The following is a 16693-nucleotide window of genomic DNA, read 5'->3' as shown; positions in this document are numbered from 1 at the left end:
ACCTCTATAATGGATTTCCGATTAACAACGCTATAAAATAAAGGGAAAGTGCAAAAGTCAGGAGAAACATAATGAGCCTAGCAGAGCAAAAACTCTTAACCCAAAGTGTGACAAAAAGCTTCTTCCACTATTTGCTTCCAACCCTTGTCGGCATGATGCTGATGTCAGCGAATATTGTGATTGACGGCATCTTTGTCGGTAATGGCATTGGTTCGGTGGCGCTGGCAAGTGTCAATATTGCCGTACCAGTCTGGTCGATCATCATCTCCATTTCACTCCTGATCGGTATCGGTGGCGGAACACTTTATTCAATCGCAACCGGTGAACGGGATACTGACCGCGCGCAGCGGGTTTTTACGCTTTCCATGCTGCTTGTGACGATTGTGATAATGATTATCGGCCTGACCGGTTATATTGCTTCCGAGCCGCTCGCCCGACTATTTGGGGCGAACGCGGACACATTAAGCTATGCAATGGACTATATGCAAATCATCTTTCTATGGGCTCCCGTCATAGCTTGGGAAAACACGCTCAGTATTTTTGTTCGCAATGATGGCGGGCCGCAGCTGGCGATGGCAGGTCTTATTGTATCTGCTTTACTCAATATTATCTTGAACTACTGGATGATCTTTATATTGGGAATGGAAGTGGCGGGGGCTGCACTCGCGTCAGTTATCGCAACAGCAGCCGGTTTGCTGATTTATACCATTCATTTTTTCAAAAAGGATGCCGGGTTAAAATTCATCCTCACAAAATGGAAAAAAGACGATATGCTTATGGTCAGCAAATTGGGCTTCCCTAACTTCCTTTCTGAAGCTGGAACAGGACTTTTTGTGATTGGATATAATATTGCATTGTCTTATTATGCAGGCACAACCGGACTTGCAGCATTCTCGGTCATCAACTATCTGCATACCTTCGTATTTCTGGCCTTTATCGGGATAGGAACGTCCATTCAGCCAATGATCAGTTTTTATTATGGTGCAAAGAAGTATGAATCAATCAAAAATACGGTAAAAGTTGCTGAAATCACTGGGCTTGTTCTCGGTATCAGTTTTCTTGCAATCGGTTGGTTCGGTGCCGGCGGTCTTGTTTCAATTTTCGGAGTGGAAACAGAAGCCATACGCCAGCTAGCCATAAAAGGGATTACACTATTCTTCACAGGCTATTTGTTCATGGGGATCAACTTTATCTACATGACATATTATCAATCGATTGCTTATGTTGTACCATCAATCGGTATCACACTGTTTCGCGGTTTCATTTTGCTGGTTGCTGCGTTGATTATTCTGCCGCTCTTATTCGACACGACTGGTGTCTGGTTGGCGTTGCCTGCTGCAGAAGGACTTACCGCAACCTTCCTTGTTCTGTTTGCAAGACGAGGTGTGATGAATCGTCAGTGGCGGTCACAGGGGTACTGATGAAACCAGCTTGACGCACATACGGTTAGCTGATTACCCACTTATATTCCCGGTCCTGGAAATATTGAAGTGGGTGTCATGCTCGCCTGTAAGCCTAGATAACATTCCGTGAATGAACTACTAAGACGTTACTGTTACTGCCGTTTCCGGATAATAATTTATTATTTCCAACACTACCGGTGAATTTCTGGGAAGTGCACCGCTATCAGCTGGAACATTTATCACTAATGCTCCCGTTCCAGATGCCCCAGGAGTATAAGTGGTAAGTCCTTGCATCTGGAGAACACCATTTACATATACATTATAATAACTATTATTTGCCTCAAGCTCAGGGAGTGCTGTTACAGCTGTTCCATCATCAGCAAAAAAGCTGGCTGCGTCAATCGTCAGAGTAGTTCCCGGTGCTATTCTCTGATTAGTCACATAAAAAAACCTCGAATCTGTTGGGACGACATCCGTCGTTGTTGTATCTTACTTATATAACAGATAAATTGTATGTGCTGATGACTGGAAACTCTTAAACTGAGAAAGCAGTGTAACCAAATATACCTTCATTATTTAATGTTTGAACCCCCATCGTGTTTTTCGTGAACTCATACATTTTTGTTCATAAAAATCGAGTAGGAGACTAACCATTGTTTGATTAATCTCCTACTCGATTTCATAGTACATCATGATTATTTTGCTGTGCTTCCTGCAGTTGCTGGCGGGTATCATGCAGTTGTTCATATGCCTGCTGAAATTGCGGGTTCTCTGTCGCTTCAGTTCCAGCTTGTTTAGCCGCTTCTAATTGCTGCTCGGCTTGCTGCAACTGCTGTTCTGCCTGGTCAAGGAGACGTTCGTCTGAACCCTGCGCCTGCCTTGCTGATTCCTGTGCCTCATGGATTTGCCGGCTTGCCTGCTGCAGCTGCTGGTGTAAGTTTTGTTGTGTCATGTGAGTCGCCTCCGTCGCATGAATTATGAATATATCTGCACATTTAGTCTACCCTCAATTTTTCATGATATGTACAGAACCCGGAAGTCCTGCTTCAGCGTTCCGATAAATCTGCGCACTGCCATCATCCGATGATACAACTTCGACAGTCTCCTCCAGCACTTGTCCCGCCTCCTGCTGATGCAGACCCCTTGTCTCAATATTTTCTTCGGCTGTTTTATTTTCATCAGCAGCTATAAATAATATCAAGCCCAACACAATGCCCACTGCAAAAATAGCTGCAAAGAGACCTAAATATAAATACATCGACTTCAAACAACCACCCCATTGTTAATAGGGTTGACAGTTTTTGATGATGTAAACGTTTATACTAATGTAAGTCGTGATCTATCGGCGGTCTACGGTTTTTTCTCTCTTTTTCACAACAACATTTACGAGCCACATCAGCCAGCGTATAAATAATAAAAATAAAAATTGAGTAATGAATGAACTAAACCAGCCCCAGTGAATGTAATCAATAAGGGCTGTTTTGATTTCAAGCAGTACTTCAAATGTTGTCAGGACGGCACTATAAAGGAAAGCCTGCCATATACAGCTGAATATACCTTTATGATAAGTGGATTGGAAGTAGAATAGACACATGAGTGGAAGCAGCAAATATTCATAAAGGATACTCGACTGGAATTGAGGAAACAATTGAACAGGATAAGACAGAAATTCATATTTTACCACCAGGTCACCAAGAGGGCTGGCAAAATATGCTGCAGCTAATAGACATAACAGCCAGTCTTTAAGCGGTTGTTTTTTTAGTGATACGGTTAAAAGGATTATGCCTAAAATAAGAAAGAGCCACAGTAAGATGATTTCCATGCTAACAGCTCCCGTAATAGTCGATAACTTCAATGAATCCATGGCACGTCAAAAAGACTTAGCAGGGCGGCAATGATGATAATGGACAGGCCATATGCAGCTAACGGGCGGGCGTAATGCAATCTTAGAATCGGAAACATGACAAGGACAAACAAGAATGACCAGCCAATCGACCAGCCATTTGCGTATTCAATTGCCCCCAGATGCTGCCCGGCCCATTCAAATATGATATACAATAATACCCATTTTCCGATATACAATACTTTATGAATGCGTCCATCTGGAAATTTTGACAGGAAAATCATAACGGTCAATGGAAGAACAATAAATGCATGTAAGAGATCCAAAACGTGCTCCGGTACACCAAAATCTGAATGAAAGCTCCAAATGGGATAATCAGTCGTAAAAAAGAAATACAATAAATTCATAGCTGTAATGTAGAGCATTGTTGCATGAAATTGATAAAAGCGGGACCAGTCTCCACAGCGCCACGCGGCTATAACGACCAAAAAGATAATTAATATGTGCATGTCAATTCACCTGAATGATAAAATAGTGCCCTGAATATAGAATGCCCAATAGATTAAACACAATGCGCCCTTTAATCTCATATCAAAGGACGCATAACGTAAAACTCAATCCTCTCAAGCCCGAAGCAGGGGTCTTACTGCCAGTTACACGAAATTTATTAACCACTCATCTTCCCATCTTTATTTTCCCTGGCCCAATGACGGTGCTGGGCAATGTTATCGATCATCTCCTGTGTGAATGCGGTCAGTTCATTCGTATCATGTATCGTAACGACTCCCAAGTCCGTCACAACCTGATTCGTTGTATTTGTATCCGCCAGCATGATTTGCCTAATATCAGCCGCCATAAGCAGATCAATACCTGAACCCGCCGCACCAATCGTCTTCGCATGAACGAAAGCATCGTTCACGAAACTTTTCGCATCGAAGTGCTTCATGAGCTGGTCGGTTGACTGTTTACCGCCCGGGATGTAGAGCGCATCATACATAACGGAACTGCTGATAGCATAACTTTTATTTGCTTCAATCTGTTGTCCGTCAGCAGACGTAATCATGCCCTGATTTTTACTGATAATATCCGCATGCAACCCGGCACTGCCAAGTTGTGTCGTAACCTGGACGACGTCATCCATATTAAATCCATTTTCGATCAGTATAGCGAGCTTGCGAGTAGTAGCAGCTTTCACGGTGTTCTCCTGACTGACGGCCGGTGAAGCAGCTGTTTCACCACTGCCGCCGGGACTTTCAGGCGGGTTAACCCCGACTCCCGTAGCGATTTGTGCTGCCAACTGCCCGTCCACATGATTGAACATATCAACAACACGCTGTCTGATAGTCTTATCCTTCACTTTTCCAACTTCAAAGTGAAAAGCTTTGATAATGTGCTGTTTTTCCGGCTGTGACATACTGTTCCAAAAAAGGGTTGCCTGACGATAATGATCGTTAAAGCTGTCACTGCGCTTACGGGTTTTTCGTCCTTCAACTTTTTCAGCATGATGCTTATAACCATTTTCGGGATCTGGAGCAGGTGAATTTCCCCGCATCGAATTGGCTGAATAGCTGACAGCGCCTTTATCAATCGACATCCGATGAAAACCTTCACGCTGGTTATTTTTAACTGGAACAATAGGACGGTTGATTGGAATCTCAGCAAAATTCGGTCCACCCAAACGGAGCAGCTGTGTATCCAAATAAGAGAACAGTCGGCCCTGCAGCATTGGGTCATTGCTAAAATCAATACCCGGAACGACATGCCCCGGATGAAATGCTGCCTGTTCTGTCTCTGCAAAAAAGTTATCCTGATTCTGATCCAGCGTCATCTTGCCGATTATCTTCACTGGAACCTGTTCTTCCGGCCAAAACTTGGTTGGATCGAGAATATCAAAGTCAAAAGCAAATTCATCTTCTTCCTCAAGGATCTGCACACCCAGTTCAAATTCTGGATATTCTCCCTGGTTAATCGCCTCCCACAAATCCCGGCGCAGAAAATCCGGATCTGCCCCTCTCAATTTTTCGGCCTCATCCCAGACCAGCGAATGTGCGCCAAGCAGAGGCTTCCAGTGAAATTTGACAAAACGTCCCTTGCCCTCAGCATTCACAAACCGGAACGTATTAACGCCGAAGCCTTCCATCATCCGGAAGCTTCGTGGAATAGCCCTGTCTGACATGAGCCACAGCATCATATGGGCTGATTCCGTATTATTCACGACAAAATCCCATAATGTATCATGTGCTGCAGTTGCTTGTGGCATTTCATTATGCGGTTCTGGTTTGATCGAGTGCACAAAATCCGGAAATTTCATCGCATCATGAAAAAAGAAAACCGGCATATTGTTCGCTACCAGATCATAGTTGCCATCGTCGGTATAAAACTTGGTCGCAAACCCGCGAACGTCACGAACAGTATCATCAGAACCTTTTTGACCAACGACCGTCGAAAAGCGGACAAATACGGGTGTTTTCACGGATGGATCCTGCAGAAATTTGGCACTTGTCAATTCAGTCAGCGGTTCATATACCTGAAAATAACCATGCACACCGAACCCGCGCGCATGCACAACCCGTTCAGGAATCCGTTCATTGTCAAAATGCATCATCTTTTCCCTGAAATGGAAATCTTCCATCAAGGTGGGACCGCGTTCGCCGGCTTTCAATGAATCAGCTGTGTTTGAAACGGGCATCCCCTGATTCGTTGTAAGTGTGGAATCTTTGTGGTCTTTACGGTACTGATCCAGCTGTTTGCTTTTCTTGTTTTGCTGGTTAGGCTGATTGGCTGGTTCGTTCTGTCGATTTTTAGCCATATGTGATCCTCCCATTATCGGTGAAACCTGAAAAAACTTCAGGCAACCGCCAAGTTAATTTATCCAGTATAGTTTTGCTGTATTGTTTACGATTTATGCGCTGAATAGTGATAAACCAAGGAATGTGGCCACTTGAACGTGAACGGAAATAAAATGCGGGACTACTAAAGGGGATTCCTGACAGCTTTTTTGCGGTCTGGAGCCAATAGGGGTTGCTCAAGCCAACCATTACTGATCATCATTTTCTGCCCCTGGTTGGAATATAAACCGATTTCACCAAAAAACTTGGCATATTTAGCAAAGATATCGTGCCTGAACGTTCTGGACATCGATATACCGATATTCTCCATTCCAAGCTGATTGGCTATTGCAACGTGATATAGCATCAGTTTGTCACTGAACGCAGGAACTTTCGAGTCAGTGACGTGCGGATCCATAAGTGCTGGCGATGAAATATTATCGTTTGCCAAAATTCCACCATACTGTTTAATCTGTTTATCTGAAAGCTGCCAGCCGTTTTTGAAGTAATTTCTTAATTTCTGAGAGGATGCGGTTTGAGCAAAACCCATCATTAAGGCTTTCCCCAAAGTATTTGTAGCAATATTTAAGTTTAAATATTTAATTTCGAGTCCTGCTAATGGGCGTGTTTTAACGGTAAAGAAACTGTTGAAATACCTACTGTCAACGAACTCTACTCGTTTCGGATAAGGAATATTAGGTGTTTTCATAATCACACCCTTTTCGATAAGCAGGTGTGTCGACCGTTCATAAACTTCATTTAACTCCCGAATGCCTTGCTGGTAAAAGTTGATCACATCCTGCCGAATAGCGGTTGATAACGCTCTTGTATATTGACCAAACGCGCCAATCGCCATTTGCTGGACATAAAATACCATAAGAACATCTTCAAATAGACGTGGTGCTCCCTTAAAAACATCTGATGAACCAAACGCGGCCGGTACGGGAATACCTTCTTTAACAAACAATTCGGAGATCGTATTTATATGCCGCTTCGATAAACTTTGATTAAACAACAGAAGATCTTTTATCTCCTCATCTTTAACCACTTCCAATAAATGCTCGAATACACAGGAAAACATCGAATCGCCCATATAGTTACTCCACAAATCATCCATTTCAGCGGCGTTCAGTTTTAAGTGCTTCTGGTGCTCATAGATTTGTGACTCGATTTTCTTGTCTTTTTCTGAACTTTGATTTTTTGAATCATCCATTTAGTTCGCCTCCTTCGACTGTCTATTTTGATGATGGCTGTCCCCAATCGGTCTTCAGGGTTTCCACGATGGCTCTAGCTTATTGCGTTATAGCGGTCATGTACCTTTTATATCTTCCCAACCGCCATGTAAATTATGTATACAGTGAAACGCCGGTAGTTTTTAGTAAGTAAGCAGTGTTTACCTGTTCATTTACATAAATGACTGACGCCATTATGGTTAATACCATCCTCATAGAAACAATCAATTGACTACGTGAACAGCCTTTCCTCTTAAAACACCCTCGACATACAGTGTTATTAAATCCAAAAAAGGAGGAAATGAACATGTGGAAAAAGTTTGATAAAAACGGAAATCAAGAGGTTAGTTTCTCAAAGGCCAAAGCAAAGACTGATGCCAATTCGAAGTCAAAAGTTGATTTCGACGGCGATATAAAACTAGACAATGAAAATGACAATGATAACGAAAACGATCTAAAAAACAAACACCGTAATATCAATATCGCAAGAGTCGAAAACAGCGGGAACTCTTATACAGATATTAGGGTTGACGCCGATTCCGAAGCCGACTTCAGTGAAGACGTTGAAGATGATAATAACGAAGTGGGTGGCGTACAGGATGATAGAGACAACCAAGACAGGCAGAAAAAGCGCAGAAAAAAGAAGTGCTATTAGTATAGTTTAATTATCAAAGTGGGATAGAACTATCCCACTTTGATAAGATATTTCAAACAAGAAAGGAGCAACCATGGAAAACCTAGACAATGTGTTCCCATTAGAAGACAGGAAACAGGCTGAAGTTAAGAAATCAGTTGAATCGATCGTCCGGGACAGTGGTAATTCGGATGTTGATGTAAGTATCCTCATTGATACGACACCCATGGCATATGCTATGCTATGTTCGTTAATGGCTACAAATCAACTTACGAGACAAGAGTTTGAAAAAGCTGTCCGGAAATTAGACGATTTAACGAAGGATAATGAACATTATATTAAAGAAAAAAACGATTCTGCACCGGTAAGACTAAAAGAGAGAGGCATGAGAAGGTAATCATTTACCTTCTTGTCTTACATAAATGCATTCCATGATGGTTTCTCATCCTATAAAGATACCACAGTGAACACACTGTGGCAGGGCCAAGATTTTTTACCTATTTTTCAAAAAAGAGGTCGAGACAAAAGTATCATTAGTTATGTCCCAACCTCTTATTTATTTTTGAACAACTACTATTAGAGAGTTGTCTTAAACAACAACATCGTAGCCTTGCTCTTCCACTGCCGCACGCATTGATTCAATGTTTGCGATTGCTTCATCATATATGACATTAACTTTGCCAGTGTCAAGGCTTACTTCAACGCCTTGTACCCCTTCTATTCCTTCTAGTGCGCCTTTAACAGCACTCTCGCAATGACCGCATGTCATTCCTTTTACATCCAGTGTCGTTTGCATAATGACATCTCTCCTTTTAAAAAATATTTGTTAAAGGTTTCTCAACCTACTGTGGAGGAAACCGCTCCACAGTAGCGCTCTATATCTTAGCTCGCTTTAAGCGAAGTGAGTTGGATACAACGCTTACGGAACTTAGTGCCATGGCTCCGCCGGCAATCCATGGCGCCAGCAATCCGGCAGCTGCGATTGGGACACCGGCACTGTTATAGGCGAACGCCCAGAACAAATTCTGCCGGATATTTCTGATTGTGGCTTTACTGATGCCAATCGCTTTTGGTATCAGCAGCAATTCACCGCCGAGGATCGTCACATCTGCTGCTTCAATAGCAACTTCAGTGCCCGTACCGATGGCAATCCCGATGTCTGCAACGGCTAGTGCCGGCGCATCATTGATGCCGTCACCGACCATAGCGACCTTTTTTCCTTGAAGCTGTATCTCTTTTACTTTATCCGCTTTTACCTCTGGTAAAACTTGTGCAATAACCTGATCGATGCCAACCTGCCTGGCAATCGCCTGTGCAGTGCGTTCGTTATCACCGGTTAGCATGATGGTTTCAAGCCCCTGTTCGTGCAGCTGATTGATTGCCTCAACAGCTGTATCCTTAATCGTATCAGCTACCGAAACAATCCCGCGGTACTCACCATTTACAGCAATCAGCATCGCGGTTTTACCATCCGTTTCATAGCCGGCCATGTCATGGTCCGCACCTTCGATTGTGACGTTTTTTTCAGCCATCAATTCGCGCGTTCCTACGCGTACGTCCTTACCGGAAACAACTCCTTTGATGCCCCGGCCTGGCACAGCTTCAAACGCATCGGCATCAGCCAAATCGACATGACGCTCAGTTGCATATGCGACAATCGCTTCCGCCAGCGGGTGTTCAGAGCCTTTTTCTGCACTGGCCAGCAACTTCAACGTTTCTTGATCGCCGGTGAAATCCGTGACTTCAGGTTTACCTTTTGTAATGGTACCAGTTTTATCCAAGATCACCGCATCCAGCTGATGAGTCCGTTCTAGGTGTTCGCCGCCTTTAAACAAAATACCGGTTTCAGCAGATTTGCCAGTACCGACCATAATCGATGTCGGGGTTGCCAGCCCCAAGGCACACGGACAGGCAATGACGAGCACGGCGATTGAGGCAACCAGCGCCGGTTCAAATGCGCCCGGCTGTATAAATACAATCCAGATAACAAATGTCAAAAGAGCAATCCCCACGACGATCGGAACGAAATAGCCGGAAATAACGTCTGCCAGCCGCTGGATCGGTGCTTTGGACCCCTGCGCATCCTCCACCACTTTTACAATCGATGCGAGTGCTGTATCCTTGCCGACTTTCGTTGCTTCCATTTCGACTGTTCCGTTTTTATTGATGGTCGACCCGATGACATTTGATTGAAGTTCTTTTTCAACCGGGATCGATTCACCGGTGATCATCGATTCGTCAACTGACGTTTTGCCTTTCATAACGATCCCGTCAACCGGGAATTTTTCGCCTGGTTTGACCATAAGTCTGTCACCGACTGCCACATCCTCAACCGGAATCATCACTTCCGCATCATTGCGAATGACACGCGCCTGTTTGGCCTGCAGATCCAAAAGCTTCGACAGGGCAACGGTTGTTTTACTTTTCGCGTTCGTCTCCAGATATTTACCGAAAAGAATGAGCGTGATTAAAATGGCACTTGTTTCAAAATAGAGATGCGGCATATACGCCGGGTTCCCGATTGTTTTCGCGGCTTCGTACAGGCTGTAAAAATACGCGGCACTCGTACCTAATGCGACAAGCACATCCATGTTGGCCCCGCCATTGCGGAGGTTTTTATAAGCGCCTACGTAAAACTGCCAGCCAATAATGAATTGCACCGGGGTTGCCAGGGCAAATTGGAACCACGGATTCATCAGGATATCCGGTACACTCATGCCAAACAGGTGTACAAGCATTGTCATCAGAAGCGGTACCGACAGTACAGCGGACGTGATTAGCTTCATTTTCATCCGCTGAATCTGCTTTTCCTTCTGTGACTGCTTATCTTCCTGATCGGCTTTTACATCGGCATCATAGCCAAGTTTCCGGATCCGTCCAATAATATCGTCTGCTTCCATCAGACCCGGGTTGTATTCAACAGCTGCACTTTCCGTTGCCAAATTAACATTGGCAAGCTTGACACCGCTTTGTTTATTAAGCACCTTCTCAATACGGTTGGAACAAGCAGCACACGTCATCCCATAAACGTCAAATTCTGCTTTTTCGGTTTGAACGCCATAACCCAGTTTTTCGATTTTAGCACTTATATCATCAATAGATGCCGAAGAAGGATTGTAGTCTACAGAGGCTTTTTCTGTTGTTAAATTGACTTTCGCTTCGACACCATCCATTTTATTGAGTACTTTTTCAATACGGTTGGAGCAGGCAGCACAGGTCATCCCTGTTACACCAAGCGTTGTATGTTCTGATTCGCTCATTTTTTATCCCCCCTACTTGGAAAACTGCTTCATAACCTCCATTAATTCCTCAATTGCTTCATCCCCTTCACCGGATTGCACTGCATCGCTGACACAATGCTTCGTATGCCGTTCCGCGATGGAGAAGCCTGTTTTTTTCAACGCAGCGTTGATCGCACTGATCTGCACTAATATATCAACGCAATAACGATCTTCTTCAACCATTTTCTGGATACCCCGTACCTGTCCCTCAATCCGCTTCAGGCGGTTCACAACCGCCTGTTTTTCAGAGTCGGACCGGGGCGTTACCGGGTGATCACGCAAATGTTCGCCCATCTGCCTCACTCCTTTCATTTTCTAATTATAGGATACCCCCCTTTCGTATATTTGTCAACGTAAAAACACAAAATAATGTCGGATAATAAAAAGGAAACCGGCAGCAAGACCGATTTCCTTTTTAAAATATTACGCCTTTAACAGCTTGGCGTTGATCGCCACAATAATCGTACTCAGGCTCATCAGTACTGCACCGACTGCCGGACTGAGAATAAGGCCAATCGGTGCCAGCACCCCTGCCGCCAGCGGTATGGCGACAATATTATAGCCTGCTGCACACCACAGGTTCTGGACCATTTTTCGGTATGTTTTGCCGGAAAGATTCATCAGTGATACCACATCTTTTGGGTTGCTTTTAACGAGAACAACATCGGCTGATTCCATCGCAACATCTGTACCAGCCCCGATGGCAATGCCCAAGTCGGCTGTAGCCAGTGCCGGTGCGTCGTTAACGCCATCACCCGTCATAGCGACTTCCCAGCCTTTTTGTTTAATCTTCTTCACCTGGTTCGCTTTATCATCAGGAAGCACTTCTGCGTAGACCTCATCAATCCCGATTTGTTTTGCTACCCAGTCAGCGACCTTTTGATTATCGCCGGTCAACATAATAGTGTGTATTCCTTCTTCTTTTAATGATGCGACAGCCTCTTTGGCCGTTTCGCGAACCATATCCGCCAAAGCGATCATGCCAGCCAGTTCATCATCCAGCAGCAAAAAGACGACGGTTTTGCCCTCTTCAGATAAATGTTCAAACTGATCCTGGTCATAATCCATAGTGTTATCAGCGACATAACCGGGACTAACAACATTGACTTTCCTGCCCTCGATTTTGCCTTCAATGCCTTTTCCTGTAATCGATTCAAATTCCTCTATTTTTTTCAGTTGAAGATCTTTGTCCTTAGCAGAATTGACAATGCCGGCCGCAATCGGATGTTCCGAATTCTGCTCAAGACTTGCCGCCCATGTCAGAATATCATTTTCTTCGTATCCTTCCTGAGGCACGATATTGGTGACGCCGAATTCGCCTTTTGTCAGCGTACCGGTCTTATCAAACACAACCGCATTTAAATTGCGTGCGCCTTCAAAATTGGCACGATTGCGGATCAGAAGTCCCTGTTTAGCCGAAATCGATGTTGAAACGGCAATAACGAGCGGCGCTGCTAGCCCAAGTGCGTGCGGACAGGTGATAACCATAACCGTGACCATCCGCTCCAAAGCAGCATCGAACTGATAGCCTAATAACAGCCAAATGAATAATGTGATAAACCCTGATGCAAGGGCGATGTAAAACAGCCATTTGGCCGCACGGTTTGTCAAATCCTGTGTCTTTGACTTTGATTCCTGTGCTTCCCGGACTAAGGTAATGACCTGGGAAAGGTACGAATCTTCGCCGGTTTTTTCAACGGTAACTTTAATTGAGCCTTCCTTGTTAACCGATCCGCCAATCACTTCATCGCCCTTTTCTTTCTCGATTGGAACCGACTCACCAGTCAGCATCGACTCATCAATCGCTGAATTGCCTTCAAAAATCGTCCCGTCGACTGGTATTTTTTCGCCAGGTTTTATAAGCACCTTATCATCATGTTTCAACTCAGAGGTAGGCACATCTGTCACATTGTCATTCTCATCGAGCTTATGTGCTTCATTCGGCATAAGTTTGACCAGTTCTTCCAGGGCATTGGATGCACCCATGACCGACCGCATCTCAATCCAGTGACCAAGCAGCATGATATCAATCAATGTGGCCAGTTCCCAGAAGAAATCTTTGCCTTCCCAGCCGAAAACAGTCAGTGAGCTGTATCCATATGCGACAAGAATGGCCAGTCCGATCAGTGTCATCATACCTGGGTTTTTATCTTTAAGCTCACTTACACCGCCAGTAATGAACGGCCACCCGCCGTAAAAGAATACAAATGTCGCAAGCGCGAACAGGATATACTGATCAAATGGAAAACGCCAATCGACACCAATAAAATTCTGAATCATCGGTGACAGAATTAATATTGGTATGGTAGTAGCTAAAGAAATATAAAATCGTTTTTTGAAATCACTGACCATATCGCCATGATCATGATGGCCGTGCCCATGATGATCGTGCCCCTGGTGGTCGTCATGGCTGCTATGATCATGGTGTGCGCCATCATGATGGTGATGATGCTCGTGAGTGCTCTTATGGTTTTGGTCATGTTGATGTTCCTCTTCCCTATGCTGGTGATCATGCTGATGTTCAGCATGACTACTATTATGTTTCTTATGATTGTTACTCATTATATGGTCCTCCTTTCTCAAGCCACTTACTTTAATAGTTTTCTACATGGCGGAATTTTTATGATTCATTTATACATATACCCCCTTAGGGTAATATGTAAACATTATAATCCTGCAAATTATTAAAGTCTACTGATAATATTTTGTGAGAGTTCGATTCTTCTTGCATGATTTTCAAGATGTCTACTTTGATGGGTACAATTTCACTGTTCCTGCACGAGTTTCAAGTGTCTCTCGCACGAGTTGGGGCTGTTCCTGCACAAGTTCAAGCGTCTCTCACACAAGTTGGGGATGCTGCCGCACAAGTTCGGGCGCCTTTCGCACAAATTCACGCTGTTCCGACACAAGTTCAACAGCACCTCGCACAGGTTGGTACTGTTCCCGCATAGGTTCGAGTACCTCTTGCACAAGTCAACCTGGTTCTCGCACGAGCCGGAAGATTGTCATTGTGCTTTATCGTGATCTTTTTCTACTCTATAAGTAAAACACCGGCGTACAATAGCGCCGGTGTTTTTAAATAAATCTATCCCGCATAACTGGCAGTAGTATTCCTACTCAAAGACGATGCGGTAAACCAAAAAGGCCAACTGCCAATTAATGCCCGATTCTGTTCAACTAACAATCAGCGGGGCCAAAACGCTCCCACTGATTGAAGTTTCTTATACTTTTTCGCTCTAATCGCATAGTGTCATCACTTACCACCTGTGATAAGGAAGCTTTTCTATCAGCAGGCGTTATTTTTCAACATCCTCATCCCATTGAAGCATGCCGCCATCCACATTGGTGATATCATAGCCTTGAGCATCCAGAAATTCACTCGCCCTGCCGCTTCTGCCACCGGAACGGCATACCATATAGTAGTGTTTGTTTTTGTCTATTTCATCAAGACGCTCAGGAACTTCTCCTAATGGAATATGCTTTGCACCTGGAATTTTTCCTTGTGCCACTTCCTCATCTTCCCGGACATCAATCACGTTCACGTTCTCATTATCTTTAATTTTTTCCGCCAATTGTTTGGTTGTTATTTGTTTCATAAGATTACCTCCTCAAATTTTAATACCTATAAGGGCAAGGATATATGAATGTTTTTTAAAAAGGCAAGTATTTGAGCACTTAACGCCTCTTTAATTCCTCATTTTATTCCGCATGCATATCCTGGAACAGATTGACTAAACACCTCCGACATGCTATCGTTTGTACGTATCAAACGACGACTTTTTAAACAAAATAAAGGAGAATCTTTCCGATGTAAATTAAAATCCCCCATCGAAGTCAGAATACAAAAATAAAATCTAAAATGGAAGGGATTTTTATGGAAGTACATGATGAAGTGAAAAAGCGGCGAACATTTGCAATCATTTCGCACCCGGACGCCGGGAAGACTACAATGACCGAGAAACTGCTGTTGTTCGGCAATTTGATTCGCTCAGCCGGTACCGTGAAAGGGAAAAAGTCGGGCAAATTCGCCACATCAGACTGGATGGAAATTGAAAAACAGCGCGGCATTTCGGTGACGTCCAGTGTGATGAATTTTCCATATAACGGCTATCAGGTCAATATTCTGGATACCCCCGGACACGAGGATTTCAGTGAGGATACGTACCGGACATTAACGGCGGTGGACAGTGTTGTCATGATCATTGATGCAACAAAAGGGATTGAAGCACAGACAATCAAATTGTTTAAAGTATGTAAAATGCGCGGCATCCCTATTTTTACATTTATCAATAAACTTGACCGTGAAGGACGCGAGCCGCTCGAATTGCTGGAAGAAATCGAAGAAGTACTTGATATTGAAACATATCCGATGACCTGGCCGGCCGGCATGGGCAAACGATTTCTCGGCACATTTGACCGGCACGGGAATCAGTTTATTCAGTATAACGGGAATGAAGAAGAAACTTATATTCCCTACGAAGATCTCGATAAACCGGAGCATGACGAACTCGTGTCCAACGCAACTTACGAGGCGGCCAAGGATGAACTCTCACTGGTTGAGGAAGCTGGTGATGAATTCTCACTCGAGGCAATCCTTTCCGGCGAGCAGACACCGGTCTTTTTCGGAAGTGCACTGGCTCCGTTTGGCGTACAAACCTTTTTTGACACGTTTATTTCGATGGCTCCGGAACCCGCACCGCGCAAATCAACGGAAGGTGTCATTTCACCGGATAACCCGGATTTTTCCGGTTTTATTTTCAAAATCCAGGCTAACATGAACCCTAATCATCGAGACAGAGTCGCTTTCCTGAGAGTTTGTTCCGGGAAATTCAAACGCGGCATGAGTGTGAAACTGGCACGTACCGGAAAGCCAATCAAACTAGCACAATCGCAGCAGTTTGTCGCTTCTGACCGTGACACGGTTCAGGAAGCGTATGCCGGTGATATCATCGGTGTTTACGACCCGAACGCTTATCAAATCGGTGACACATTGTTGGAAGGAAAAGACCTATTCGAATATCAGGAGCTTCCGCAATTCCCGCCGGAGCAATTTAAGCGCGTCACAGCCAAAAACGTCATGAAGGCCAAGCAGTTTAAAAAAGGCATCGAACAGCTCGTCCAGGAAGGCGCCATTCAATTGTATAAACATTACCGTTCCGAATCATACATTCTGGGTGCGGTCGGTGAGCTGCAATATGAGGTCTTCCAATACCGCATGCGGAATGAGTATAATGTAGAAGTCATGCTCGAGCCAATTGGCGAACGGGTACCACGGTGGCTGAAGTCTGACCAGGTGGATCCATCGATGTACGATGAGCGGAATATGCTTGTCCGGGACCGCTCCGACAATTACGTTGTCCTGTTCAAAAATGACTTTTCGCTGAACTGGTTCAAAGATAATCACCCGGATATCGAATTGATCGATCTGTTTGATGTGAACCAGTATGATCAGACAACATAACCGTATAGCCT

General features: G+C 44.2%; 16 protein-coding genes. 4 read left to right on the top strand and 12 right to left on the bottom strand.

The features are described 5' to 3' along the window. Nucleotides 1-71 precede the first annotated feature (71 nt). A complete protein-coding gene (locus ON01_RS06850; protein WP_010530278.1) occupies nucleotides 72-1421 on the top strand; it encodes an MATE family efflux transporter in 1350 nt (449 codons plus the stop codon). A gap of 120 nt (nucleotides 1422-1541) precedes the next feature. On the opposite strand, the gene ON01_RS06845 is transcribed toward ON01_RS06850, so the two are convergent. The 7 genes from ON01_RS06845 to ON01_RS06815 form a co-directional block, all read right to left on the bottom strand. Continuing rightward, a complete protein-coding gene (locus tag ON01_RS06845) occupies nucleotides 1542-1844 on the bottom strand; it encodes a DUF4183 domain-containing protein (protein WP_010530277.1) in 303 nt (100 codons plus the stop codon). A 238-nt stretch (nucleotides 1845-2082) separates the two neighbouring features. Then, nucleotides 2083-2355 carry a hypothetical protein gene (locus tag ON01_RS06840; protein WP_010530276.1) on the bottom strand — a complete coding sequence of 91 codons (273 nt, stop codon included), beginning with the start codon at nucleotides 2353-2355 and terminating at the stop codon, nucleotides 2083-2085. A gap of 54 nt (nucleotides 2356-2409) precedes the next feature. After that, nucleotides 2410-2670 carry a hypothetical protein gene (locus ON01_RS06835; protein WP_175284937.1) on the bottom strand — a complete coding sequence of 87 codons (261 nt, stop codon included), beginning with the start codon at nucleotides 2668-2670 and terminating at the stop codon, nucleotides 2410-2412. Between the two features lie 72 nt (nucleotides 2671-2742). Next, the gene (locus tag ON01_RS06830; RefSeq protein WP_010530274.1) at nucleotides 2743-3225 is read right to left on the bottom strand and encodes a CBO0543 family protein; all 483 of its coding nucleotides are present in this window, start codon (nucleotides 3223-3225) and stop codon (nucleotides 2743-2745) included. A 29-nt stretch (nucleotides 3226-3254) separates the two neighbouring features. Then, the gene (locus ON01_RS06825; protein ID WP_010530273.1) at nucleotides 3255-3755 is read right to left on the bottom strand and encodes a CBO0543 family protein; all 501 of its coding nucleotides are present in this window, start codon (nucleotides 3753-3755) and stop codon (nucleotides 3255-3257) included. A 158-nt stretch (nucleotides 3756-3913) separates the two neighbouring features. Further along, on the bottom strand, nucleotides 3914-6055 hold the full coding sequence (locus tag ON01_RS06820) for a catalase (protein WP_010530272.1): 2142 nt from the start codon (nucleotides 6053-6055) through the stop codon (nucleotides 3914-3916). Between the two features lie 164 nt (nucleotides 6056-6219). Next, a complete protein-coding gene (locus ON01_RS06815; protein WP_010530271.1) occupies nucleotides 6220-7287 on the bottom strand; it encodes a DUF3231 family protein in 1068 nt (355 codons plus the stop codon). A gap of 326 nt (nucleotides 7288-7613) precedes the next feature. On the opposite strand from ON01_RS06815, the gene ON01_RS06810 reads away from it, so the two are divergent. Both ON01_RS06810 and ON01_RS06805 read left to right on the top strand, forming a co-directional pair. Then, complete coding sequence (locus ON01_RS06810) at nucleotides 7614-7961, top strand: hypothetical protein (protein WP_010530270.1); 348 nt, start codon at nucleotides 7614-7616, stop codon at nucleotides 7959-7961. Between the two features lie 73 nt (nucleotides 7962-8034). Continuing rightward, complete coding sequence (locus ON01_RS06805) at nucleotides 8035-8337, top strand: hypothetical protein (protein WP_010530269.1); 303 nt, start codon at nucleotides 8035-8037, stop codon at nucleotides 8335-8337. Nucleotides 8338-8529: 192 nt separating this feature from the next. On the opposite strand, the gene copZ is transcribed toward ON01_RS06805, so the two are convergent. The 5 genes from copZ to ON01_RS06775 all read right to left on the bottom strand — a co-directional run bounded on the left by copZ (nucleotide 8530) and on the right by ON01_RS06775 (nucleotide 14817). Then, nucleotides 8530-8736, bottom strand: a complete 207-nt coding sequence (copZ, locus tag ON01_RS06800) for a copper chaperone CopZ (RefSeq protein ID WP_010530268.1) — start codon at nucleotides 8734-8736, stop codon at nucleotides 8530-8532. Nucleotides 8737-8815: 79 nt separating this feature from the next. Then, complete coding sequence (locus ON01_RS06795; protein WP_010530267.1) at nucleotides 8816-11200, bottom strand: heavy metal translocating P-type ATPase; 2385 nt, start codon at nucleotides 11198-11200, stop codon at nucleotides 8816-8818. 12 nt (nucleotides 11201-11212) lie between these two features. Next, nucleotides 11213-11515 carry a metal-sensing transcriptional repressor gene (locus tag ON01_RS06790; RefSeq protein WP_010530266.1) on the bottom strand — a complete coding sequence of 101 codons (303 nt, stop codon included), beginning with the start codon at nucleotides 11513-11515 and terminating at the stop codon, nucleotides 11213-11215. Between the two features lie 129 nt (nucleotides 11516-11644). Then, a complete protein-coding gene (locus tag ON01_RS06785; protein WP_010530265.1) occupies nucleotides 11645-13783 on the bottom strand; it encodes a heavy metal translocating P-type ATPase in 2139 nt (712 codons plus the stop codon). 734 nt (nucleotides 13784-14517) lie between these two features. Continuing rightward, entirely contained in the window at nucleotides 14518-14817 is a 300-nt protein-coding gene (locus ON01_RS06775; protein WP_010530263.1) for a rhodanese-like domain-containing protein, read from the bottom strand. 278 nt (nucleotides 14818-15095) lie between these two features. Here ON01_RS06775 and ON01_RS06770 point away from each other — a divergent pair, with 278 nt between their 5' ends. Next, the gene (locus ON01_RS06770) at nucleotides 15096-16682 is read left to right on the top strand and encodes a peptide chain release factor 3 (protein ID WP_010530262.1); all 1587 of its coding nucleotides are present in this window, start codon (nucleotides 15096-15098) and stop codon (nucleotides 16680-16682) included. Nucleotides 16683-16693: the final 11 nt, after the last annotated feature.

It is taken from the genome of Lentibacillus jeotgali, assembly GCF_000224785.1.
Taxonomy (GTDB): domain Bacteria; phylum Bacillota; class Bacilli; order Bacillales; family Amphibacillaceae; genus Lentibacillus; species Lentibacillus jeotgali.
The sequence above is the reverse complement of the archived record's forward strand: the minus strand, read 5'-3'. Positions and strand labels throughout refer to the sequence as shown.